Annotated in this window: 19 protein-coding genes and 1 tRNA gene; 17 read left to right on the top strand and 3 right to left on the bottom strand. The window is 42.0% G+C overall.

Features of this window, described 5'->3' with window-relative positions; translation table 11 throughout:
* Nucleotides 1–131: 131 nt before the first annotated feature.
* Together ACZ5B7_RS07285 and ACZ5B7_RS07290 are read left to right on the top strand one after the other, a co-directional pair.
* On the top strand, nucleotides 132–1,841 hold the full coding sequence (locus ACZ5B7_RS07285) for an FAD-binding dehydrogenase (protein ID WP_464494451.1): 1,710 nt from the start codon (nucleotides 132–134) through the stop codon (nucleotides 1,839–1,841).
* A gap of 498 nt (nucleotides 1,842–2,339) precedes the next feature.
* Nucleotides 2,340–3,272, top strand: coding sequence for an alpha/beta hydrolase (locus tag ACZ5B7_RS07290; RefSeq protein ID WP_464493262.1), 933 nt, complete (start codon nucleotides 2,340–2,342; stop codon nucleotides 3,270–3,272).
* A gap of 138 nt (nucleotides 3,273–3,410) precedes the next feature.
* Here the strand turns inward: ACZ5B7_RS07290 and ACZ5B7_RS07295 are convergent, their stop codons facing one another.
* Complete coding sequence (locus tag ACZ5B7_RS07295; RefSeq protein WP_464493263.1) at nucleotides 3,411–4,373, bottom strand: NAD(P)H-dependent glycerol-3-phosphate dehydrogenase; 963 nt, start codon at nucleotides 4,371–4,373, stop codon at nucleotides 3,411–3,413.
* A gap of 263 nt (nucleotides 4,374–4,636) precedes the next feature.
* Between ACZ5B7_RS07295 and ACZ5B7_RS07300 the strand changes: the two genes are divergently transcribed.
* Nucleotides 4,637–4,710, top strand: a tRNA-Gly gene (locus ACZ5B7_RS07300).
* Nucleotides 4,711–4,773: 63 nt separating this feature from the next.
* Here the strand turns inward: ACZ5B7_RS07300 and ACZ5B7_RS07305 are convergent.
* Nucleotides 4,774–5,445 carry a B3/B4 domain-containing protein gene (locus tag ACZ5B7_RS07305; RefSeq protein WP_423801345.1) on the bottom strand — a complete coding sequence of 224 codons (672 nt, stop codon included), beginning with the start codon at nucleotides 5,443–5,445 and terminating at the stop codon, nucleotides 4,774–4,776.
* Nucleotides 5,446–5,552: 107 nt separating this feature from the next.
* Here ACZ5B7_RS07305 and queG point away from each other — a divergent pair, with 107 nt between their 5' ends.
* From queG to menC, 9 genes are all read left to right on the top strand, one after another.
* Nucleotides 5,553–6,683, top strand: a complete 1,131-nt coding sequence (gene queG / locus ACZ5B7_RS07310) for a tRNA epoxyqueuosine(34) reductase QueG (protein WP_464493264.1) — start codon at nucleotides 5,553–5,555, stop codon at nucleotides 6,681–6,683.
* Between the two features lie 306 nt (nucleotides 6,684–6,989).
* On the top strand, nucleotides 6,990–7,883 hold the full coding sequence (locus tag ACZ5B7_RS07315; RefSeq protein WP_464493265.1) for an amidase domain-containing protein: 894 nt from the start codon (nucleotides 6,990–6,992) through the stop codon (nucleotides 7,881–7,883).
* Nucleotides 7,884–7,943: 60 nt separating this feature from the next.
* Nucleotides 7,944–8,417 (top strand): tRNA (uridine(34)/cytosine(34)/5-carboxymethylaminomethyluridine(34)-2'-O)-methyltransferase TrmL, encoded by a 474-nt coding sequence (gene trmL / locus ACZ5B7_RS07320; protein ID WP_464493266.1) that lies wholly within the window; start codon nucleotides 7,944–7,946, stop codon nucleotides 8,415–8,417.
* 319 nt (nucleotides 8,418–8,736) lie between these two features.
* Complete coding sequence (locus tag ACZ5B7_RS07325; RefSeq protein WP_423801349.1) at nucleotides 8,737–10,632, top strand: PrkA family serine protein kinase; 1,896 nt, start codon at nucleotides 8,737–8,739, stop codon at nucleotides 10,630–10,632.
* A 262-nt stretch (nucleotides 10,633–10,894) separates the two neighbouring features.
* Entirely contained in the window at nucleotides 10,895–12,064 is a 1,170-nt protein-coding gene (gene yhbH, locus ACZ5B7_RS07330; protein WP_213116799.1) for a sporulation protein YhbH, read from the top strand.
* 189 nt (nucleotides 12,065–12,253) lie between these two features.
* Entirely contained in the window at nucleotides 12,254–13,102 is an 849-nt protein-coding gene (locus tag ACZ5B7_RS07335; RefSeq protein WP_464493267.1) for a MurR/RpiR family transcriptional regulator, read from the top strand.
* Between the two features lie 19 nt (nucleotides 13,103–13,121).
* Complete coding sequence (locus ACZ5B7_RS07340; protein WP_464493268.1) at nucleotides 13,122–14,276, top strand: amidohydrolase; 1,155 nt, start codon at nucleotides 13,122–13,124, stop codon at nucleotides 14,274–14,276.
* Between the two features lie 15 nt (nucleotides 14,277–14,291).
* On the top strand, nucleotides 14,292–15,776 hold the full coding sequence (locus ACZ5B7_RS07345; RefSeq protein ID WP_464493269.1) for an amino acid permease: 1,485 nt from the start codon (nucleotides 14,292–14,294) through the stop codon (nucleotides 15,774–15,776).
* Between the two features lie 95 nt (nucleotides 15,777–15,871).
* Entirely contained in the window at nucleotides 15,872–16,978 is a 1,107-nt protein-coding gene (gene menC, locus ACZ5B7_RS07350) for an o-succinylbenzoate synthase (RefSeq protein ID WP_464493270.1), read from the top strand.
* Nucleotides 16,979–17,540: 562 nt separating this feature from the next.
* Here the strand turns inward: menC and nagE are convergent.
* Complete coding sequence (gene nagE / locus ACZ5B7_RS07355) at nucleotides 17,541–19,433, bottom strand: N-acetylglucosamine-specific PTS transporter subunit IIBC (protein ID WP_464493271.1); 1,893 nt, start codon at nucleotides 19,431–19,433, stop codon at nucleotides 17,541–17,543.
* Nucleotides 19,434–19,686: 253 nt separating this feature from the next.
* Here nagE and nagA point away from each other — a divergent pair, with 253 nt between their 5' ends.
* The 5 genes from nagA to ACZ5B7_RS07380 all read left to right on the top strand — a co-directional run bounded on the left by nagA (nucleotide 19,687) and on the right by ACZ5B7_RS07380 (nucleotide 24,315).
* On the top strand, nucleotides 19,687–20,886 hold the full coding sequence (nagA, locus tag ACZ5B7_RS07360) for an N-acetylglucosamine-6-phosphate deacetylase (protein WP_464493272.1): 1,200 nt from the start codon (nucleotides 19,687–19,689) through the stop codon (nucleotides 20,884–20,886).
* Nucleotides 20,883–21,620: a glucosamine-6-phosphate deaminase gene (gene nagB, locus ACZ5B7_RS07365; RefSeq protein WP_213141167.1), complete on the top strand. Its 738-nt coding sequence runs from the start codon at nucleotides 20,883–20,885 to the stop codon at nucleotides 21,618–21,620. Before nagA ends, nagB begins: the two co-directional genes overlap by 4 nt.
* Nucleotides 21,621–21,679: 59 nt before the next feature.
* Nucleotides 21,680–22,402, top strand: coding sequence for a GntR family transcriptional regulator (locus ACZ5B7_RS07370; RefSeq protein ID WP_464493273.1), 723 nt, complete (start codon nucleotides 21,680–21,682; stop codon nucleotides 22,400–22,402).
* A gap of 19 nt (nucleotides 22,403–22,421) precedes the next feature.
* Nucleotides 22,422–23,159, top strand: coding sequence for an SIS domain-containing protein (locus ACZ5B7_RS07375; RefSeq protein ID WP_464493274.1), 738 nt, complete (start codon nucleotides 22,422–22,424; stop codon nucleotides 23,157–23,159).
* A 139-nt stretch (nucleotides 23,160–23,298) separates the two neighbouring features.
* Nucleotides 23,299–24,315 carry a CAP domain-containing protein gene (locus tag ACZ5B7_RS07380; RefSeq protein ID WP_464493275.1) on the top strand — a complete coding sequence of 339 codons (1,017 nt, stop codon included), beginning with the start codon at nucleotides 23,299–23,301 and terminating at the stop codon, nucleotides 24,313–24,315.
* Nucleotides 24,316–24,356 lie beyond the last annotated feature (41 nt).

The raw sequence follows: 24,356 nt of genomic DNA on the forward strand, positions 1-24,356 counted from the left end.
TGGAACAGATAGTTGACGAGTGGAATTCTACATTGATAGCCAAATAGAATTAACAGTAAGATCTCTCTATTAAGTTATCATCTCCACAAATTTTCTGATGATGATTAAAAAAATGATAAAAAGGTGGTAACATATCATTATCTGAAAATTTAAATAGGCGTTGGATGGAGATGGAGGAAAGCGGAATGGAGTTCGACGTAATTGTGGTAGGGGCCGGACTTGCCGGACTAGTAGCAACGGCGGAAATCGCTGATGCCGGGAAAAAAGTGCTGCTCTTGGACCAAGAGCCCGATACCTCGATGGGTGGACAGGCTTGGTGGTCGTTCGGTGGTTTATTTTTGGTCGATTCCCCTGAGCAGCGACGGATGGGGATCAAGGATTCTAAAGAGCTAGCCCGGCAGGATTGGCTGGGAGCGGCGGGATTCGACCGGGAAGACGATGAAGATTATTGGGGACGAAAATGGGCAGAAGCTTACATTGATTTTGCGGCGGGGGAAAAGCGCGCTTGGCTACACAGAATGGGGGTTCGCTTCTTTCCGGTTGTTGGCTGGGCCGAACGCGGCGGCTACCTTGCAGATGGGCATGGGAACTCCGTGCCGCGCTTCCATATCGTCTGGGGAACCGGTCCCGGTATTGTCGAGCCATTTGAACGCCGTGTCCGTGTGCACATGAAAAATGGGCTAGTGGAGTTCCAGCCGCGCCACCGGGTAGACGATCTGATTACAAGTAATGGTGCTGTTACAGGCGTAAGTGGGTCTGTTCTTGTCCCTAGTTCCGCCGCCCGCGGGGAGGACAGTAGCAGGGAAGTTGCAGGCAGCTTTGAATACAGAGCCAAAGCCATATTAGTTTCAAGCGGAGGAATTGGTGGCAACCATGATTTGATTCGGAAAAATTGGCCAAGCAGGCTTGGCGAGCCTCCTCAACAAATGCTTTCAGGCGTCCCGGCGTATGTTGACGGCCGAATGCTCGCCATTACCGAGGAAGCGGGCGGCCGCATTGTCAACCGCGACCGCATGTGGCATTATACGGAGGGCATCAAGAATTGGAATCCGATTTGGAACAAGCATGGTATTCGGATTCTGCCGGGGCCTTCCTCCATTTGGCTGGACGCTCGCGGTCAGCGTTTTCAGGCACCAAACTTTCCGGGATTTGACACATTGGGCACCCTTGAAGCCATCAAAAAGACAGGCTATGACTACTCTTGGTTTATTTTAACGAAAAAAATCATTAAAAAGGAATTTGCCCTATCCGGCTCGGAACAAAATCCAGATTTAACGGGAAAAAGCATTCGTAAGGTGTTAGGGAGAGCAATTGGCGATGCGCCTGCTCCAGTTAAAGCATTTATGGACAAAGGGGAGGACTTTGTCATCGCAGATAACTTGGCTGACCTGGTCAAAGGGATGAATAACCTGACAGGAGAAAATTTATTGAATTTCGCGGATATCGAACGCCAAATAAAAGCACGTGACAGGGAAATCGATAATAAATTTACCAAAGACCTTCAGATTACAGCAATGCGCGGAGCGCGTCATTATATTGGTGATAAGTTAATCCGTGTGGCACCGCCGCACAAAATCCTTGACCCGAAAAACGGCCCGCTGATTGCCGTCCGTTTGAATATCGTCAGCCGGAAAACACTTGGCGGCTTGCAGACGGATTTATCAGGAAGGGTATTGAATGAATTGGGCAATCCTGTTCCCGGCCTATATGCTGCCGGTGAGGTATCCGGATTCGGCGGCGGTGGTGTCCACGGCTATCGTGCCCTTGAAGGGACTTTTTTGGGTGGGTGTCTGTTCACCGGCCGTGTTGCGGGAAGATCCATTGCTGCAGAATTGAAATAGATTAATAGAATAGAAGGATAGGAACGTCTTTACTGAAAAGTAGAGTCGTTTTTTGCATGAACAACGACATGTTCAATTATTTTTCACCAAAAATACTACAAAAGTAATAGCTGCATTAAAAAATTTGTAAAAATGGCTCATAGTTTCTTCTCTAAAAAAGTTATATAACTAAATTAATAAATTTTATTGAGGTGAGTCTATTGAATCAAAATACGCATGTTAGATATAAGGGAAAAGATTATGAGATTATCTACAGGTATACTTCCGGTTATTGCGAAATTAAAGAAATAGACTCTTTATATAACGTGGAGCTGGTTCATATAACTGAATTGACGATTGCATGTTAAATTAAAGAAAGCGTTGACAAATTTTAAATCCTCTTATATATTCTTGTTAAGTTAATCAAAGTGTCGGAGAACTGGAGATTCACACAATTGCTATGCTGTAATTGGGTGGGTCTCTTTTTTTATCATTATTGTAAGAATGGAAGTGGTTGTGGTGGTTGTGCAGACAGGTTTTTCTTTTCAATCAACTGATGGCGTGGAAATCTTTGCAAGTAAGTGGGTGAAGGGGAGCGAGGATAAGCCTCGAGCCATCGTGCAGCTGGCACATGGTATGGCCGAGCATATTATGCGATACGACAGGTTTGCAAGGGAATTGGTTTCCAACAATATATTTGTCTACGGAAACGATCACCGCGGCCACGGCAGAACCGGTAATAAGACAAACAGTATCGGATATTTTGCCGAAGAGCAGGGGTTTGAAAAGGTTGTTCAAGATATCCAAACCCTGACAACCATCATCAAAAAAGAAAATCCTGATGTGCCGATTTTTTTATTCGGGCATAGTATGGGTTCTTTTCTATCAAGACGCTATATTCAAATATTGGGGGATAGACTTGCTGGCGTGATTCTTTCCGGCACAGGCGGAGACCCAGGTCTTCTTGGGAAAATCGGCAAAATGGTTGCTTCCAGGGAGAAAAGAACGAAAGGTGATAGGGCGCCTAGTCCTCTGATGAATAATTTAACCTTCGGAAGCTATAATAAAGCGTTTCGTCCAGCCAGGACCGAGTTTGATTGGTTAAGCAGGGATGAACAAGAGGTTGATCTATATTTGGCTGATCCGTATTGCGGCGGTGTTTTTTCAAGCGGCTTTTTCCATGATCTGCTTCTCGGCTTGGAAACTATCAACAAACCCGAAAACATTAGGTCTGTTCCGTCGTGGCTGCCAATTTTCCTTATTTCCGGAAGTAAGGACCCGGTTGGTGCGAATTCTAAAGGTGTAATCAAAACTTATCATGCCTATAAACAGGCCGGTATGGCTGATGTAAGCTATAAATTATATGAAGATGCCCGTCATGAACTTCTGAATGAGCTCAATAGGGACGAAGTTTACGCGGACGTTGTGAACTGGATTAATGAACATATTTAAATGGCCCACAATATAGTAACGGGTTCCGTTCCCTATCGCAAAACCTGAAAATCCAGCCGAATATGTAAACCAATTTGTACCGTGTTTTGTACTAAAAGAAATGGCTCAGTCCAACTATACTGAGCCATTTCGCATTCTCTAAAACTCAAATTTTACAGGTCTTAAAAATAAATCTTTTAATGTTTCTTCTGCATTTTTATTCTCAAATATGATCTCAAATAGCGCGTTACAAATTGGGAGTTGAACGTCATACTGCTTGGATAATTCTATCAATGCCCTTACAGTTGCAACACCTTCTGCTAATTTTCCAAACTCTTTTCCTTCTACTAATGACTGACCGAATTTTCTATTTTGACTATGTTCAGAAAATAACGTTGCTTCAAAATCTCCGAGATGACTTAATCCATATACAGTTACATCATTTCCTCCCATTGCTCTAACAAGCCGAGAGATTTCCCTTGTTCCCCTTGCCATAAGTGAACCTTTTAAACTGCTATAATTTAACCCATCTAACATTCCTGCTGCTATACCCATCACATTTTTTGCTGCAGCGCCAATCTCATTCCCAATAAGGTCTTGCCCATAGTAGAACCTAATTAAATCACTATTTAACTCTTGGACAATTTTTTTGGTTACTTCAATATTGTCAGAACCGATAACCATACAGTTTGGTATATTACTCACGAAATCTTGTACGTGCCCAGGTCCAACCCATACTGCAGTATTTACATTTCTTCCAACCTCTTCTCCAAATACTTGGGAAAGTCTTTTTCCACTATTAGCTTCTAAACCCTTCATACACAAAATAGCTGTTTTACCTTGTATTGTATTTAATGTACTTAATTGATTTGCAAATGAACGTAATTCTTGTGCACTAATGGAAATAATTATGATTTCTGCAAATGATATTGCTTTTTCTAATGAATTAGTTAGTTCTAAATCTTCTGGTAAAGAAAGATAATCATTTCTTCGAGTTTCTTTTAATCCTATAAAATTTCTGGAGCTTTCTCTCCCCCATAACATAACATTGTGTCCAACTTTATTAGCATACCAAGCCAAAAAGGTCCCCCAACGTCCACAACCTAAAACTGTGATATTCAATATTTCACCCTCATTTTTTTAAATTCATCATTTTCTCTTTTAAAATTGCCCTTCTATCTCTTGAATCATCATTACTCTTCATCATCTCAAAGCCCATGCGAAGGCAAGATTTGAATCGCCTAGCACTGGCTAAGCAGAGTCTCTATTCATCACCTTTGAAAAAAATTCGACAAAATTCGTGTTTTTCTCTTGACGATAGTTTGTGAAATATGTAATATTATAAAGGTCGGATTTGTTAATAAATATTTCACACTTTTTGATATGCGGGTGTAGTTTAGTGGTAAAACCACAGCCTTCCAAGCTGTTGTTGTGAGTTCGATTCTCATCACCCGCTCCATACATAGTAGCCAACGCAGTGTACCGTTTCACAAAGAACGTTGCGCTGCGTTTTATTTTTTCCTCAAGAATTCCCAAGAATCCGATAGAAAGCTTCTCCGCCATGGATTTGGACAAACATGTTCATTAAGGACTCCGTCAGCTTTTTGGCGTTTTCCATATCTGTTGATGGTCTTAGGTAAATGATTTGCACAGCATTTTTAGTTGCAGTGGTGACTGCGCTTCTCTCAGAATCGACAAAAGGACTTCCAAACGGTCCGTTTGCATCAGATGTTAAAATAAGCCGCTCGAGAGAATTGCTTCTGCCGTTTAATCCTATATATTCCTCGCCCGCTCTTCCGATACGAATTTCTACCGGTTCCTCCAATAAATCCCTATCATAAAGGCCAATCGGCACTTGATATTGCAGTGAGAAAAAATTATATAAATCAACCGCACTCTGACCGGACGCAAAGTAATTTTGCTTTTTTACTCTCCTGAACAAAGCTTCTGCCGAATGGCGATAACGGTTCGGATCCTTCCCAGTCTTCTTAAAAACATTCCGCCATTCCTGGATTCCGGGAAGGTCAGTGACATTCTTTTCTTCCAACTCAAAGAAAATCGATTCCTGAAAAAGCTGAAGCCGCCCCTTTAACATCTGTGGTGATTCGCCTACTGTTATATTGCTATATTCAATTACCCCGACTTTAAAATTGGGTATCAGTTCTGTTAACTCTGTTGAAACCTGAATTTCCAACGTTTCCACCTCCAAAATTTCCTTAAAATAGTTTATCATAGATAGATGGCTGATAATAATTAAACAACTTTTTTATAGATCAAAACGTGTGAAGGGAGGTTAAACCAATGGACGTTCGAAAATTTAAGCAAGAAGTCATAGCTTACAGCAAAGAAATCGGTATCGATAAAATTGGTTTTACTACTGCTGACCCATTCACGGAATTGAAAAACCGATTAATCCGCCAGCAGGAACTGGGCTATCAATCAGGCTTTGAAGAGCCGGATATTGAAAAACGGACCACTCCTGCATTAATTATGGATGGTGCTCAGTCGATTATTTCAATCGCGTTAGCTTACCCTTCAAAGATGACAAACCGTGTGGAGAGTAAAAAGGGAGAACGGCGAGGGATTTATGCCCGCGCTTCGTGGGGTCAAGATTATCATCATATTATTAAAGACCGACTTCAGAAGCTTGAGGAGTTTATTTTAATGAAGCTACCGGAAGCGCAGCTGAAATCGATGGTCGATACAGGCGAGCTCTCCGACCGTGCTGTCGCCGAGCGGGCGGGAATTGGCTGGAGCGGAAAAAACTGTGCCATTATTACCCCAGAGTTCGGCTCGTATGTTTATTTAGGCGAAATGATTACGAGTATTCCATTTGAACCGGATTCTCTTGTCGAAGATCAATGCGGTTCCTGCACGAAGTGTTTGGAGGCATGTCCGACTGGAGCATTGATTCAAGGCGGACAGATTAACGCGCAGCGTTGTGTTTCTTTTTTAACGCAGACGAAGGGGTTTATTCCTGATGAGTTCCGCGACAAAATCGGCAATCGTATTTACGGTTGCGATTCCTGTCAGACCGCGTGCCCGCATAACAAAGGTAAGAACTTTCATTTTCATGTTGAAATGGAGCCGGACCCAGAGGCGGTTAAACCTTTGTTGAAGCCAATTTTAAAATTAAGCAATCGCGAATTTAAAAATCGCTTTGGCTATCTGGCAGGATCCTGGAGAGGGAAGAAGCCGATTCAACGGAATGCCATGATTGCGCTGGCCCATTTTAAGGATGAGACCGCAGTTGCCGACCTAATTGAGGTTCTAGAAAACGAGGCGAGTTCCGTTGCAAGAGGGACTGCGGCCTGGGCGCTTGGTAAAATTGGCGGGGACGCTGCAGAGGCAGCATTAGTAAAAGCGTTTGATCAGGAAGAAGATATCGAAGTGCGGTGTGAGATTGAAAAAGGGTTGAATATTTTAAAATAAAGGCTCTTTTCTAAAAGATTGTTGCTTCCCGAATATAAAAACTGCTCCAAGTAAGAAGGAATAACTTATTGCCTCGCTGTATGCGACCGAACACATGAACAAATCAGTGGTTCGGTCGCATATATCCTTTCTATGAGCCCCAACGATCGAAAAAAGTATGCGACTAGTCGCAGAGGAGCAAAAACAACAATATGTACCAAAACAGTAACAATAAAAAGAGCGGGACCAAATACCGGTTTCGCTCTTTTTGATGTTAAATCCCGCTTCCTTTCATATGTATGAAAGTGAAAGGAGATGAACAGCCAAATGCGAGATGCCCTTCAGCAGCTTTTTGAGTTCAGGGTCCAGCAATTCGTTGCCAATCCGAACCAACGAAATGCCAAAGACTTTTTTTCAAAAGCTGAGCAGAAACGGGAAACTATTTCGAAAAGGTCAGCGGAAATCGTCAAGGTGAAAGCGTCCGGAAAAATTCTTACCACCGCCGATGAAGACGATTTCCAGCAGGTGAAATACCTTGCCCATTATCAATATTTAATCAAACAAAAAGGAAGTCTATATCTAGAGGAAGAGACAGAAGAAAGAATGGCAAAGTTTTATCACGGGGCCTTAATTATGGATGAAGAAATCCACCCGCCATTATACCAGGAGTACCAACACGAAAACCCGCCCCCATCCGAAGCCGAGCTCCCTGAACCCAATGAAGAACGAATCAGCTACCAATACAACCGACTCCAAGCTGTCCAATACGCGGAGCGCTGGTGGAACAGCTACAATCCCGCCTATAAAAAATTTGAAAACGACTGTACCAACTTTATCTCGCAATGCCTTCATGCCGGGGAAGCGCCAATGCGGGGCTTTCCAAACCGCGGCACAGGCTGGTGGCTAAGAAATCAAAATTGGAGCTACAGCTGGGCAGTGGCCCACTCGCTCAAAATGTATTTCGCGCAATCCAAGCTTGGGTTAAGAGCACAAGAGGTATCAAGCCCCGATCAACTAACATTGGGAGATATCATTTGTTATGATTTTGAAGGAGACGGCAGGTTTAATCATAATACGATTGTAACCGGCAGGGATGCGTACGGGATGCCACTCGTGAATGCTCATACGTACAACAGCCGGATGCGGTACTGGGCATATGAAGATTCCTCCGCCTATACGCCAAATATTAAGTATAAGTTTTATGCCATCATTGACGGCTAAGGTCTAATTCTTGAAAAAGTGGTATAATACCTTTTAGAGTTTTTTTAAGAGGTGAAATTCATGTCAGTGCACGTTGTCCTATACCAGCCAGAAAACCCATCCAACACCGGGAATATTGCACGCAGTTGTGCTGCCACCAATACTAACTTACACTTAATCGGGCCATTAGGTTTTTCTTTAGAAGACAAAATGCTGAAAAGAGCGGGGCTAGACTATTGGGGATTTGTTAACATGGTTTACTACGATTCTTTAGATGAATTTTATGAAAAAAATGCCTGCGGCGAATTTTATTATGTAACGAAATTCGGAACGAAGCCGCATACAACCTTTGACTATAGCGACACCACTAAAGATTATTATTTTATTTTTGGCAGTGAAACAATCGGTCTCCCAAAAGAGGTCATTGAAAAAAATAAGGACGCAACCTTAAGGATTCCGATGAATGACAAGGTTCGTTCATTAAATCTGTCCAATACCGCAGCGATCCTCATTTATGAAGCACTGCGCCAGCAAATTTATCCAAACCTTAAATAAAAAAAAAGACTGCCGCAGCAGTCTTTTTTATTTATTCGAGCCTGGTTTATCGTTGAATCCTGCAGTGAAAATAGCTGACAAAAATGCGATCATAACTAAAATGATTAGAAAAGTACCCATTATGTATATCCCCCTTCTTTAATCAAGTTTTCATTTTATACACATATAATTATTATAGCCTAACTTCTAAAAATGAAAAGGGCAAGTTCATGAAAAAAAAGAAAAAGAAAAGAGTAATACGTCTTGGTTACGCATGTTCGATTGTTAAGGTGCATAGAGTATATTAATCGTCTCTGATCAACTACAGGGGGAGGGCCTTATGGACATTCTAAAAAAAATCGAGAGGTACCGAGAAGAAGAAGAGAAACTTCGCTGGGAAGGAACGTTTGCTGATTATTTGGAATTGTTAAAGGAAAAGCCATGGGTTGCACAGTCTGCGCATTCTCGAGTTTATAATATGATTAAGGATGCAGGAATTGAAGAAGTTAGCGGGACGAAGAAATATAATTTCTTTAGCAATGAGTTATTCGGTTTGGAAGAAGCCTTAGAGCGATTGGTGGAGGAATACTTCCATCCAGCTGCCAAAAGGCTCGATGTCAGGAAACGGATCTTACTGTTAATGGGACCGGTAAGTGGAGGAAAATCTACTCTTGTAACGATGTTAAAAAGAGGATTAGAAAAATACTCCCATAGCGATCGCGGTTCGGTATTTGCCATTAAAGGCTGCCCGATGCATGAGGATCCGCTCCATTTAATTCCTCATCATCTACGGCAGGATTTCTTTGATGAATATGGAATCAGGATTGAAGGAAATCTATCGCCGCTCAATATGATGCGTTTGGAGCAGGAGTACGGCGGCCGGATTGAAGATGTTCAGGTAGAAAGAATCTTTTTCTCCGAAGATAAGCGAACCGGGATTGGAACCTTCAGTCCATCTGATCCAAAGTCTCAGGATATTGCCGACTTAACAGGAAGCATTGATTTTTCAACAATCGCTGAATTTGGTTCAGAGTCTGACCCGCGTGCTTACCGTTTTGATGGGGAATTAAATAAGGCTAACCGCGGGATGATGGAATTCCAGGAAATGCTGAAATGTGATGAGAAATTCCTCTGGCATTTATTATCGTTAACACAAGAGGGGAATTTCAAAGCGGGAAGATTTGCGCTCATCAGTGCCGATGAGCTTATTGTCGCCCATACTAACGAAACCGAATACCGCTCCTTCATCTCGAACAAGAAAAACGAGGCCTTGCATTCACGGATTATCGTCATGCCAATTCCGTATAACTTAAAGGCTTCCCAGGAAGAGCGTATTTATGAAAAAATGATCCGCGAAAGTGATGTTTCCGATGTTCATATTGCACCGCATACGTTAAAGGTAGCATCCATGTTTACGATTCTTACCCGATTAAAGGAACCGAAAAAAGGCGATATTGATCTCATTAAGAAAATGCGCCTTTACGACGGCCAAAGTGTCGAAGGCTTTAATTCCGCCGATGTGGATGAACTTAAGAAGGAATATCCGGATGAAGGAATGAGCGGAATTGACCCTCGTTACGTCATCAACCGAATTTCCTCCACCATTATAAGAAAAGAAGTGCCATCAATAAATGCCTTGGATGTGTTAAGGTCATTAAAGGATGGTCTTGACCAGCATCCATCGATTACCGCTGAACTGCGCGAGCGATATATGAATTATATCTCTTTAGCACGTAAAGAGTATGATAATATTGCGAAGAAGGAAGTTCAAAAAGCATTCGTTTATTCTTATGAAGAGTCTGCGAAAACGCTGATGGATAATTATCTCGACAACGTCGAGGCTTATTGCAACAAAGCCAAGCTGCGCGATCCATTAACCGGGGAAGAAATCAATCCGGATGAAAAGCTGATGCGTTCGATTGAAGAACAAATTGGCATTTCGGAGAATGCAAAGAAGGCCTTCCGTGAGGAAATCTTAATTCGTATTTCTGCTTTTGCAAGGAAGGGGAAACGGTTCGATTATAATTCCCATGACCGTCTCCGTGAAGCGATCCAGAAGAAGCTGTTTGCCGACCTGAAGGATGTCGTGAAGATTACGACTTCAACCAAAACGCCGGATGAGCAGCAGCTGAAGAAAATTAACGAGGTTGTTGCCCGCTTGATTGATGAGCATGGCTACAATTCAACATCCGCAAATGAACTATTACGGTATGTCGGCAGTTTGTTAAATAGGTAGGGGTAAAAGACTGGTGGATGTTATTCTGCCAGTCTGTTTTTTTCACTTCATAGAAAAGTCCCAGAGAAGACGATGGGAACAAGTAGCTCGTCCATTTTCATAGGCGAATGAACCAATTGTCAAAATAATTTGTAAATTATTCTCCTTTTCTGCATAGGATAAAGTAATCCATATTTCTCTTCATTTTTTCATTCGCGTTATTGTATGTTATTTGATAAAAATGTGTGATTAATTGAAAGATTTCATTAAGGAGGGGTTTTCAATGTCAGTCAATAACCATCAATTTGTGATTTCGAAAGAAGATTGGTCCCTCCACCGTAAAGGCCACGATGACCAGCAGCGCCATCAAGAAAAAGTCCAAGAGGCTATTCGCAATAATTTACCAGATCTTATTACAGAAGAGAGTATTATCATGTCTAACGGTCGAGATGTGGTAAAAATTCCGATACGTTCTTTGGACGAATATAAAATTCGATATAATTATGATAAAAACAAACACGTGGGCCAAGGTGACGGTGAGAGTCAAGTAGGGGACGTTGTGGCGCGTGACGGATCAAACAGTGGCCAAAAAGGTCCAGGCAAAGGGCAGGGTGCCGGAGACCAAGCGGGAGAGGACTATTTCGAGGCGGAGGTTTCTCTAATGGAGCTTGAAGAAGCCCTTTTCAAGCAATTGGAGCTGCCTAATTTAAAGAAAAAAGAAGACCAGGAACATCTCGTTGAAAATATTGAATTCAACGATATCCGAAAAACAGGGCTGATGGGCAATATCGATAAAAAGCGGACGATGATGACTGCTTTTAAGAGAAATGCGATGAGCGGGAAACCGGCATTCCATCCTATTTATAAGGAAGATCTGAAATTTAAAACTTGGAATGAAGTGGTGAAGCCGGATTCTAAGGCTGTGGTGCTAGCGATGATGGATACAAGCGGATCGATGGGAATATGGGAAAAGTATATGGCACGCAGTTTCTTCTTCTGGATGACCCGTTTCTTACGGACAAAATATGAAACGGTTGAAATTGAATTTATTGCCCACCATACCGAGGCGAAGGTGGTATCTGAGGAAGACTTCTTCTCAAAAGGGGAAAGCGGCGGTACAATCTGCTCCTCTGCATACAGGAAAGCTCTTGAGATTATTGAAACGAAATACAATCCACGCAAATATAATATTTATCCATTCCACTTTTCAGACGGAGATAATCTCACATCAGATAACGCGCGCTGCGTAAAGCTGGTGGAGGAATTAATGAAAGTATCCAATATGTTTGGCTATGGAGAAGTTAATCAATACAACCGTCACTCTACTCTAATGTCCGCCTACAAAAACATCAAAGATGAGCATTTCCGCCACTATATCCTCAAGCAGAAAGCAGACGTATTCCACGCGATGAAAAGTTTCTTCCAAAAAGAGGAGAACGAAGTATTTGCATAACAAAAGGCAGGTGCCAGACACCTGCCTTTTGTTATGCAACGAGATATTGTGGGTTTTTGAATTATCTAAACAATTGAAATTCTTCTTTGAATTTTGACGAATTTGTGATAGTGTAATCTTAAATAAAGGATTTCCTGCAACAAATAATATAAATGAAGGATTACCTTCATTTTCCAGTGAGGTGATGAAATGGACTCACAATCATTTCAACAAAGGCTTAAAGAAAAATTCCCTGATTTGTCGACAGGTCAAAAAAAAGTGGCTAACTACCTGATTGAACATCTTAACCAAGCTGCCTTTAAAACGGCCTTTCAAATCGGCCGTCAAGCAGCAGTGAGTGAAACCACAGTGATTCGCCTTTCATATGCATTGGGCTTTGAAAGCTTTAGTGAGATGCAGGCTGTCATTCAAGAAGAGCTGCTCCGCGAAAATCAAGCTGCCATTGGCGAGCAGACCATTATGCCGATTGGCTCTAGTGACCCTTTTAAGAGAGTCATCTTAAACGAGATTCAGATTTTAAAACAATTGATTAATAGAAGAAATGTCCAGGAGATTTGGAAAGCGGTTGATGCGCTTATAAAGGCAGATCAAGTGTTAATCGCCGGGCATATGCTTTCCCATGCTGCGGCCTATTGGTTTTCCTATATGCTTGGTTCAATTAGAGACCATGTAAACTTATGCTCTCCAACAGGGGATTTTATCGAGAAATTATCTAATCTGACCAAAGATTCTGTTGTTGTCGTATTTTCCTTCTCAAGGTACTCCACTCAAACCATAAAGTTGGCTGAGTATGTGGCGGAAAAAGGAATATGCTTAATTACGGTGACAGACCGGATGCTTTCCCCAATTGGAAGAATTTCCGATATTGTCTTGACCACTGAAGAAAATGTCCAGACGGGAAGCAATTCGATTGCATCGGTCATTAGCTTAGTTGATTTAATTATTGAAGGCATTCATGAAAAAGACCAGGAGCGGATTCGGGCCCATCAGCAAAAATTGGAAGAAATGTATTCAAATTTTAATGTTTTTAGTGAATAATTCACGAGCAGAAACAGAAATGAGAAATGAGATGTCGATCATGAATCCAATAGATTATATTGAACAGAACAAAGAATTACTAGTTCAAACCTATCACGATTTACATATAGTGGCGGAGCCGAGCTGGGAAGAGCAAAAAACATCACAATATTTAGTGAACCGCCTGAAAAATGCAGGCCTTCTCGTCAAGACGTTTCCTACTCATTACGGAATTGTCGCCGAGATTCCCGGACAATCGGACGAAATAATCGCTTTAAGAGCAGATCTGGACGCGCTTCTGCAGGAAGTGGATGGTGTGGTAAAGGCCAATCATTCATGCGGACATGATGCCCATAGTACGATGGTTCTTTATTCTGCCTTGGCGTTAGCTGCGAGTGGTATGAAACCGAAGCATACGCTAAGATTTATTTTTCAGCCTGCTGAAGAAAAAGGAGAAGGTGCCCTTCAGATGATGGAGGACGGTGCACTGGAACAGGTTAAATTGTTATTTGGCGTTCACCTGCGCCCGCAATTTGAGGTTCCTTATTCGCATGCATCACCTGTGATTATCCACGGTTCTGCGGGGACAGTGAAAGGGACGATTAAAGGCAGACAAGCCCATGCGGCACGTCCGCAAGACGGGATCAATGTCATTGAAGCTGCGGCGCTGATAGTCCAGAAGCTTAAGGAGATTAAGATTGAAACAAAGCTGCCTTATTCCATCAAAATGACACAGCTTCACACTGATAACGAATCATCTAATGTAATTCCGGAAACGGCGGGCTTTACCATTGATGCCAGAGCCCAGTCCAATGAGGTTATGGATATACTAACACAACGGACTCATGAAATCATGGAGCAAGTAATGGAGGAAACAGGTGCTTTTGTTCAGTGGAAGATGGAAGAGTATGTTCCTGCAGCTATTAAGAATGATCAAGCTATGAAGTTTGCTGAAAACGCTATCAAGGATATTCTCGGGGAACATCAGGTTGTGCCTGTCTGTGTTTCTCAAGGGGGTGAGGACTTCCATTTTTACACAGTGAAAAATCCAGGGCTTCCTGCTACAATGATTGGATTGGGCTGTGGCCTTGCTCCCGGCCTGCATCATCCAAAGATGACTTTTCAATTAGATGCACTGCATTATGGAGCGAAAATCTTAACAAGAACCATAATGCTTGCTTTAGAAGAATACTAAAAAAAGAGGTGTTTTATGCAAAATACTGCTCGTAAAGTAGATGCTGTTGTTCAAACTTCACCCCGAGGAAAAGAACATTTAGAACGTAAGCTCAAAACCAGACATTTAACGATGATTGCCATCGGCGGGACGATTGGTACCGGCCTGTTCCTAGCAAGTGGTGCAACCATACATGATGCTGGTCCTGGCGGTGCGCTTGCAGCCTATATGATTGCTGGAATTATGGTTTATTTCCTAATGACCAGCTTGGCTGAAATGGCAGCCCTTATTCCGATTTCCGGATCGTTTTCGACCTATTCAGCAAGGTTTGTGGACCCCGCTCTTGGCTTTGCGGTCGGCTGGAACTATTGGTACAATAACGCAATCATTCTTGCCTTGGAGTTATCTGCCTCTGCATTAATCATGAAATACTGGTTTCCTAATACACCGGGAATCGTATGGAGTGCAAGTTTTCTAGCTATTATTTTTGCCTTAAATATTTTATCTGTTAAAGGATATGGAGAAGCAGAATTCTGGTTTTCACTAATCAAGGTTGTCACGATTATTGTATTCATCGCCATTGGTTTATTAATGATTTTTGGAATCATGAGCGGTCATACTGGCGGATTTGAAAACTTCACAAAAGGGGAAGCACCATTTAAAGGCGGCCTGTTTGCCATCTTCAGTGTTTTCATGGTAGTCGGTTTTGCCTTCCAAGGAACGGAAATGGTCGGTGTTGCTGCGGGTGAAAGTGAAAATCCGGAAAGAGATATGCCGCGTTCCATCAAACAAATCTTTTGGCGGATTCTTTTGTTCTATGTTCTCGCGATTTTTGTTATTGGTGCTTTAATCAGTTACAAAGATCCAAATTTATTAGGCGGCGATTTGGAAAATATTGCAGTCAGTCCGTTTACACTAGTGTTTAAACACGCTGGATTTGCGTTTGCTGCTGCGGCTATGAATGCTGTTATTCTAACTTCAGTTTTATCAGCAGGAAATTCTTCTTTATATGTAGGCTCTCGTGTCCTTTGGACGCTTGCTGAGGAAGGCAAAGCACCAAAATTTTTGAAAAAAGTAAATAAAGGCGGCGTACCGGTTAACGCCATTTATTTGACTACGTTAGTCGGAATGTTATGCTTCCTTACGTCCCTGTTTGGCGACGGAACGGTTTATAATTGGTTATTAAATGCTGCAGGTTTGGCAGGATATCTTTCATGGTTAGCTATTTCCATAACTCACTACCGGTTTAGAAAAGCTTATAAAGCCCAAGGCAGAGATATGAAAGACTTGCCTTATATCGCCAAATGGTTCCCATTAGGCCCAATTTTGGCGACAGCATTATGTTTAGTCGCGATGCTCGGCACCAACTATGGCGCCTTTATTGGCGACAAGATTGACTGGTATGGAATTGCTGTTTCCTACATTGGATTGCCATTATTTATCCTGGGTTATTTAAGTTATAAAATCACGAAGAAATCGAAAATGGTTCCACTTCAAGAGTGTGATTTCAGCCGCGAATAAATTTGCTTGCCAAACTGCCGGATTCCGGCGGTTTGGCTTTTTGAAAAATTATGAAATAATGAAGGATATACATATCAATGGAGGAGGGGCACTAGGTGAAAATAAAACAAGTAATCCTGCGTCATTTAAAAATGGATCTTCTTTATCCATTTGTAACAAGTTTCGGGGCTGAGTATGATAAAGATTTTATCCTTGTTGAAATCATGAATGAGGATGGGCTTGTTGGCTGGGCTGAGAATGTGGCTATGCCGACTCCTTATTATAATGAAGAAACAGTCAAAACCAACTGGCACATGCTGGAGGATTTTCTGATTCCGATTTTATTAAATAGTGAAATTCACCATCCAGATGAACTTTCTGAGAAATTTGCTCATATTCGTGGTAACTATATGGCGAAGGCATGCTTGAATATGGCTGTTTGGGATTTATATGCTAGAGAGCAAAATGCATCGCTGGCAAGTGTGCTCGGAGGAACGAAAAAAACAATCGATGTGGGCGTGAGTATCGGCATCAAGGATTCCATTGAGGCAACATTGGATGTCATTGAACAGCGGCGTGCGGAAGGCTACAAACGCTTTAAGTTAAAAATTAAGCCGGGCTGGGATGTTGAATTAATTGATAAGGTTCGTAAAGTTTTCCCGGAGATCCCGCTCATGGCGGACGCGAATTCCGCTTACACATTAGAGGATATGAATTTACTAAAAGCTCTGGATGACTATAATCTTATGATGATTGAGCAGCCTTTGGCGTACAATGATATTATTGACCATGCTGAATTGCAGGCCAACTTAAAAACGCCAATTTGCCTTGATGAAAGCATCCATTCACTCGAGGATACAAAGAAGGCTTTGAAATTAGGAAGCTGTAAAATTATTAATGTAAAGGTCGGCCGTGTCGGCGGTTTAACGGAGGCTAAGAAAATCCATGACTACTGCCTAGAGCGGAATGTCCCGCTTTGGTGCGGCGGTATGCTCGAAGCAGGTGTCGGCAGGGCCCACAATATCGCTATGACCTCCATGCCTGGATTTACCCTTCCTGGGGATACAGCCGGTTCATCCCTTTACTGGGCAGAAGATATCATTGAGCCGGAGGTCATTGCTGAAAATGGAACGATCACCGTACCAACTACACCTGGAATGGGATATGAAGTTAGCATGGATAAAGTTAAAAAATATACTTTATATAGCAAGACATATCGATGATAGAAATCGATAGGTTTGGGCTGGCGATTCAGATTGTCGAGATTTTTCTCGGCAATTTTTTATTTAAAGGAGTTAGGGGTTGGCGAGTAAAATCTTGATTTGGGCGAGTAAAAGTCACAAGTTGGCTAGTATATCCTCAAATCAAGCGATTAAATTTTAAAAAGGTATTTTTAAGATCTCATATGTTACCTGAGCGAGGCTCACCGCCTGGCTTTTTGAGGTGAATTCCCCCTGAAAAATAAGTTTGGAAAGTAAATCAGGTATTCCGGTAAGTATATGGCTAAAAAGTGTAAATAAAATCATGAATATGGCAAGTATTTCTCCCCATTTGGAAAGTAACCACACCAAATCGGAAAGTATATCCAAATAAGTGGTAATGCGAGGACATTTCCCTCTAAGATTGCTTCGATTATGTCCTTCATATCCTCATGAGGGGCTTAATAGAATGAGGGGATAAGATGGGCCGCCATCATCCGAACTTTTTAAAAAGAATCGAGAAATCAATATATTGAAAAGCCAAAAATAAAAAGCCATCGAAAGTTTTTCGACAGCCTTTTATTTTCTATTCAATTGATAAGATCCCGCTCTTACCTTGTTCTGCTTTTCCAAGCTTCTTCACATTTAATTTTGTTAAATTTGTAAAGATAACTGGTGTTACAACAGATGGTACGGATTTCTTAACAAAATCCAAATCAAACTTCAGAATCTCTTGACCATTTACTACTTGCTGGCCCTCGTGAACTAGTACGTTAAATCCTTCACCTTTTAAATTTACCGTGTCTAAACCGACATGAATAAGGATTTCATAACCTTGCTTCGATTTGATGCCAATCGCATGTTTGGTTGGAAACACATTCATGATTTTCCCGTCTACAGGTGAAACAACAACCCCGTTGGCAGGCACAATGCCAAAGCCGTCACCCATCATTTTTTGCGAGAATACCTGATCAGGAACCTCGGATAGCGGGATGATTTCCCCTTCAATTGGCATCACAAAGTCTTTATCAGTCAGCGGCTGGTGACCGTTTGAAACTACTGGTGTATTATCATCAACGTTTTTATCGATATTTACCACATTCATATCCATTTTCTTCATGGCATCAGCCACAAATTCAACCTCGGTGCCGACAACAACCTGAAGGTTCGTTTTATTCAATTTCATGATCCCTTTAGCACCATGCACCTTCAAGGCAGAATCGTTAACTTTATCCATATCCTTCACATTTAAGCGGAGGCGGGTTGTACAGTTATCAATCGTTGTAATGTTTTCGCGGCCGCCGATATCATTGATGAAATGGTAGGCCATTGTTTCATATTTGTCGCCGCGAGCAGTTGTGACAGTTGGGGCTTCTGAAATTTCTTCCGCAGCTTCGTCCTCACGTCCTGGTGTTTTAATATCAAGTGCCTTAATTAAGAAATAGAAAATGGCGAAATAAATAACAGCATAAACAAGGCCGACAACTAATAACAAGATAGGTTTTTCAGCGATATTGAAATTTAACAAATAGTCGATCGCACCTGCTGAAAAAGTAAACCCATCCCTAATTCCTAAAAGGGAAGTAATCCACATGGACAACCCTGTTAAGACAGCGTGAATTCCGTAAAGAAGTGGTGCGATAAACATGAAAGAAAATTCTATTGGTTCGGTAATACCAGTTAAGAATGAAGTCAACGCCAGGCCGATAAACATCCCGGAAGTTGCTTTTCGCTTTTCCGGTTTAGCCGCAGCAATAATGGCAAATGCTGCTGCAGGAAGTCCAAACATCATAATTGGGAAGAATCCGGTCATGTATCCCCCAGCTGTTGGGTCGCCTGCGAAGAAGCGGGCAATATCCCCGGCCTTGCCTTGAAACTCGCCAAACTGGAACCAGAATAAGCTATTTAATACATGGTGCAAACCTAAAGGAATAAGCAGGCGGTTTAAGAATCCGAAAATACCGGAACCAACAGCGCCTAAGCCAATAATCCAGTTGCCCACGCCATTAATCGCATCCTGGATCGGCGGCCAAACAAACCCAGCAATTCCCGCTAAAATGACCATCGCTACGGATGTAATAATCGGAACAAAACGTCTGCCACTAAAGAATCCTAACCACTCAGGAAGCTTCACATCACGGTAGCGATTGTAAAGCAGTCCCGCGATAATCCCTGTGAGAATCCCTCCAAGGACACCCATATTTATGGTTTTATCGATTGCTTTTGTTCCTTCTGTTAAAACTAAATACCCAATGGCACCAGCCAATGCTGCGGCGCCGTTATTATCTTTAGCAAATCCCATTGCGACCCCAATCGCAAATATCAAAGCAAGGTTAGCAAAGATGGCATTCCCTGCATTTGCAATGAACGGTATATCCAATAAATCCGGCTGCCCAAAACGGAGCAGCAATCCCGCTGCCGGCAATACGGCGATAGGGAGCATGAGTGCTTTACCAATTCGTTGTAAAAAGCCTAACATGATGTTTTCTCTCCTTTTGTCAAAAGATAATCTTAGCTGAAAGCGCTTTTCGTGTACAAATATACCACCGGTTGATTATAGATGTCTATACCAATTTAAAAGTGTTATTTTTTAAAATTATTAAAATACTTGATAAATCAATGTTTATAAAGGATGGGTACGTTCTGGTTTATTTCCTTAATAAAAATTGGTATAGACAACTAGAAAAAAGTAATGCTAATATTAAGTGAGAATCTGAAAGGAAGTAATGAAAATGAACCCAATAGATAATCTTATCTTAATTAAAGATATAAAAATCTATACAGAAGATCGCATTATTGAAAAAGGATATATAAAAATTGAAAATAACCACATCATCGAAGTTGGGAGATTAGAGGATCTTTCCAATGAAGAAAACTTTGAAATAATTGAGGTTCCAGCCAATTATATTGCGGTACCGGGATTCATTGATGTCCATATCCATGGAGTGAACGGTGCCGATACGATGGATGCAACAAAAGAAGCCTTGGACAACATGGCGTCGTCTTTGCCTGGTGAAGGAACAACAAGCTTCTTAGCCACCACCATGACTCAGGAACCAGAACAAATTGAAAAAGCCGTTATCAATGCTGGTGATTATATTTCCAATCAACCGGATAAAGGCCAGGCAGAAATTCTTGGGATCCATTTGGAAGGGCCGTTTGTCAATGCTAGCCGGGCAGGAGCACAGCCTACCCAATACATCATAGATCCAAATCTCTCATTATTAAGAGAGTGGCAAGAACAATCCAATGGAATGATAAAACTTGTCACCTTAGCTCCCGAGCGGCCAGGCGGTTTAGAGATGGTTCGTTATTTAAGGGAAAACGGTATTATTGCTTCCATCGGACATTCGGATGCCACCTTTGAAGAGGTAGGGGAAGCAGTAAAAGCCGGTGTCAATCATGTAACACATTTATTCAATCAAATGAGAGGCCTACATCATCGTGAACCTGGCATAGTGGGTGCAACATTTCTGCATGATGAGTTAAAGGCAGAGATGATTGTTGATGGGGTGCATGTTCATCCGGAAATGGTCAAACTTGCCTTTAAACAAAAACAGAGTGAAGGAATTATTTTAATTACTGACTCGATGCGGGCTAAATGCTTAAAAAATGGCCATTATGACCTTGGCGGCCAAGAGGTGACCGTGAAAGATGGCAAAGCTACACTTGCGGATGGCACTCTGGCCGGCAGTATTTTGAAATTGGGACATGCAGTAAAAAATGTCCTTTCATTTACAGGCTGTACCCTTGAAGAGGCTGTTCAAATGGCTTCCGTGAATCCGGCAAAACAGCTAAATATATATGACAAGAAAGGCAGCATTGCGGCAGGAAAAGATGCCGACATCGTCATTCTTGATAACAATATGGAAGTCTTCATGACTCTTTGCCGGGGAGCAGTTGCTTTTAAAAAGGAGGCAGAAACAAAATGAAAATTATTGAAGTCAAAGATTATAACGAAATGAGTCTGAAAGCGGCAGAATATATCATCGAAAAAGTTATAAATAATCCAAAAATAAAGCTTGGTCTAGCTACAGGCGGTACTCCTGTTGGAACCTACAAAAATTTAATTGCTGATCATCGGAAGAACGGAACTTCCTATCAACATGTTACAACGTTTAATTTGGATGAATATATAGGGCTATCCGGCGACAATAAAAACAGCTATCGTTATTTCATGAATGAGCAATTGTTCAACCATATCAATATCCATGATAGTAAAACCTTTATTCCGCGCGGGATTGTTAAAGATATGCAAGCTGAATGTCTTTATTATGACGATTTAATCGAAAAACATGGCGGGATTGATTTACAACTGTTGGGAATTGGCCAAAACGGTCATATCGGCTTTAATGAACCAGGAACCTCATTTCGTTCCAACACGCATGTCGTTCAGTTAGCGCCGTCAACCATTCAAGCTAACGCCAGATTTTTTAACAATATAGAGGAAGTACCAACCAAAGCCATTACCATGGGGATTGCTTCCATATTAAGAAGCAAGGAAATTTTACTTTTAGTTTCTGGAGAATCCAAGAATGATGCCATGTTTAAGCTGTTGAATGGGGAATTAACAGAAAGTTTTCCAGCCTCTGCTCTGAAAAAACATCCTTATGTTACAATAATTGCAGATAAAGCGGCTGTTGCGGGTTTAAAGCTTCCTTGTTAAAGGAAGGCATTAGGACATCCAAATGTCCCGAGTAAAGAGAGAAAGGTGTTAATGGCAAAATGATTAATAAGAACTCCCCCATTCCCATTTATTATCAATTGGAAGAGCATATTAAAGAGTTAATTGAAAAAGGGGAACTACTGCCGGGAGATGCCCTTCCTCCAGAACGGGAATACGCTGAAAAGTATAAAATCAGCCGAATGACGGTGAGGCAGGCCTTTACGCAGCTCGTCAATGATGGCTATTTATATCGCTTGCAAGGAAAGGGAACCTTTGTTGCGGAGCGGAAAATCGAGCAGCCCCTGCAAGGATTAACCAGTTTTACCGAGGATATGAAGACACGAGGAATGATTCCGGGGAGTCAGTTAATTCATTTTGAAGTAATTCCGGCATCTAAACAAGTTGCCGGTCAGCTTTCGATTTCAGAGTTTGCTCCAGTATATGAAATCAAAAGGATTCGTTTGGCAGATGGTGTTCCCATGGCGTATGAAACGAACTACATTTCAGCCAATCTTATTAAAGGACTTACAGAACAGATTGTCAATCAATCGTTATATGCCTATATTGAAGGGCAGTTGCATTTAAAAATCGACAGCGCCTCCCAGATGATCGAGTCTTCGATTGCGAATCAAAATGAAGCAAAACTGCTTAAAATCAGCAAAGGCGCACCTGTCATGCTCATACAGCGAAACACTTACTTAAAGGACGGGACTCCTGTTGAGTTAGTAAAGTCAGTTTATCGCGCAGACCGCTACAAATTCATGATTCAGATGAAGAGATAAAAATGATGGAGAATTTGCTATGTTCAATCAATACTTTGAAAAACTAAAAGAGCTATTGACCACCGTTGAAGAGGTGGAAGAAAAAAGGATAAAAGCGGCAGCAAACGAGATTGCCAAATGTATTGAAAATGATGGAATTGTTCATGTATTTGGCTGCGGCCACTCTCACATGATTGGGGAGGAGCTTTTTTACCGTGCTGGCGGATTGGTTCCGATTAATCCCATCTTGATTGAAGACCTTATGCTTCATAAAGGAGCGGTACGTTCGTCTCAACTGGAACAGCAAAATGATTTCGCCGATTCATTTATGGGGGTCATCAGTATAGCGCCAAATGATGTCGTTATGGTTGTTTCTACATCGGGAAGAAATCCGGTCCCTATTGATGTGGCGAAATATGCCAGGAAACAGGAGGCTTTTGTTATTGCCATTACTTCACTTGCTTATCCAAAAAATGTTTCGTCCCGACATAAAGACGGACATTTTCTATTTCAAGCTGCGAACCTTGTCATCGATAACCACATTCCTTTAGGGGATGCCATGATGGAGCTGCCAAATTTGGAAGTCTCGTTTGGGTCGGGATCCACTGTTGTGGGTACAGCGATTGCCAATGGAATTGTGGTTGAGGCGGTAAATGTGATGGTGGAACATCAGTTTACTCCGCCGATCTTTAAAAGCGGCAATGCTGATGGTGCGGCTGAACATAATCGTGAGTTAATCAATAAATATAAAAACAGAATTCCTATGCTGGATAAATAAAGCATTTCATTACTCAAAAAGCTTGCGAAATCGCGGGCTTTTTTTGTGTTTTAAGGCGTTAATTTCCATTAATACTTTCCTTAAGAAATTTAGAAAATAAGTAAGCAAGCGAAAAATTTTTCAAAAGGGGGTATTACAATTGATAAAAAAATCAGCTAGCTTAGCTTTAACTGCCATGCTTACAATGGGATTGGCCGCTTGTAACAATGACAGAAATGACATTAACGATCGCGACAGGGTGGCTCTGGATACGAACAACCGAAACAATGGCATTTTCGATGTTCGTAATGGCAGAGATGATGGGATTGACCATAATGGTCCACTGACGGAAGATTATACAAATAATGACAACAACGACCCGGATTTCGATGCAAATCTGTTTAATGATAATCGAAAAATAAGACGAACTAATGATGATATGGTTTCGGCTTATTTCACGAATTTGGACAGCAATCAATATCCACACACGAGAGCTGTTTTAATCAAGGATGCCAAATATCAATTTGTCCGTCTTGACCCTAGTCAAGGCAATTGGTTCCAAACGGGCGTGATCGAGCAGGCACAGCCGTTCCTACAGGGACCAAATGTAAACGTGCCGACGCCAGCACCAGCACCGAAGCAGACTCAGCCGGCTCCTGCACCGGCCCCGGCACCAGCACCAAAGCAGACTCAACCGGCTCCTGCACCAGCACCGGCACCTGCTCCTGCACCGAAGCAGACGACACCGGCGCCGCAGCCTAAGGCACCAGCCAAAAGTACTGCACCGGCTACTGGCACAGTCGGTCAATATGCGCAGCAGGTGATTGATTTAACGAATGCCCAGCGTAGCAAAAATGGGCTTCCAGCCTTAAAGGCGGATACACAGTTAAGCAGTGTCGCTCAAAAGAAGGCCCTAGATATGCAGCAAAACCACTATTTCTCTCATACAAGCCCAACGTATGGCTCACCATTTGACATGATGAGGGACTTTGGTGTCACTTATAAATCAGCAGGAGAAAATATTGCGCAAGGACAGCGGACCCCACAAGAGGTAGTGAATGCCTGGATGAACAGTGAAGGCCACCGCAAAAACATTCTCAGCCCTAACTTTACTCATATTGGTGTAGGGTTTGAAGAAACAGGAAAGCATTGGTCGCAAATGTTTATCGGTAAGTAAGAAAACAGCAAAAAACCGACGGCACGAATGTACCGTCGGTT

This window comes from Neobacillus sp. S1115 (assembly GCF_055385565.1).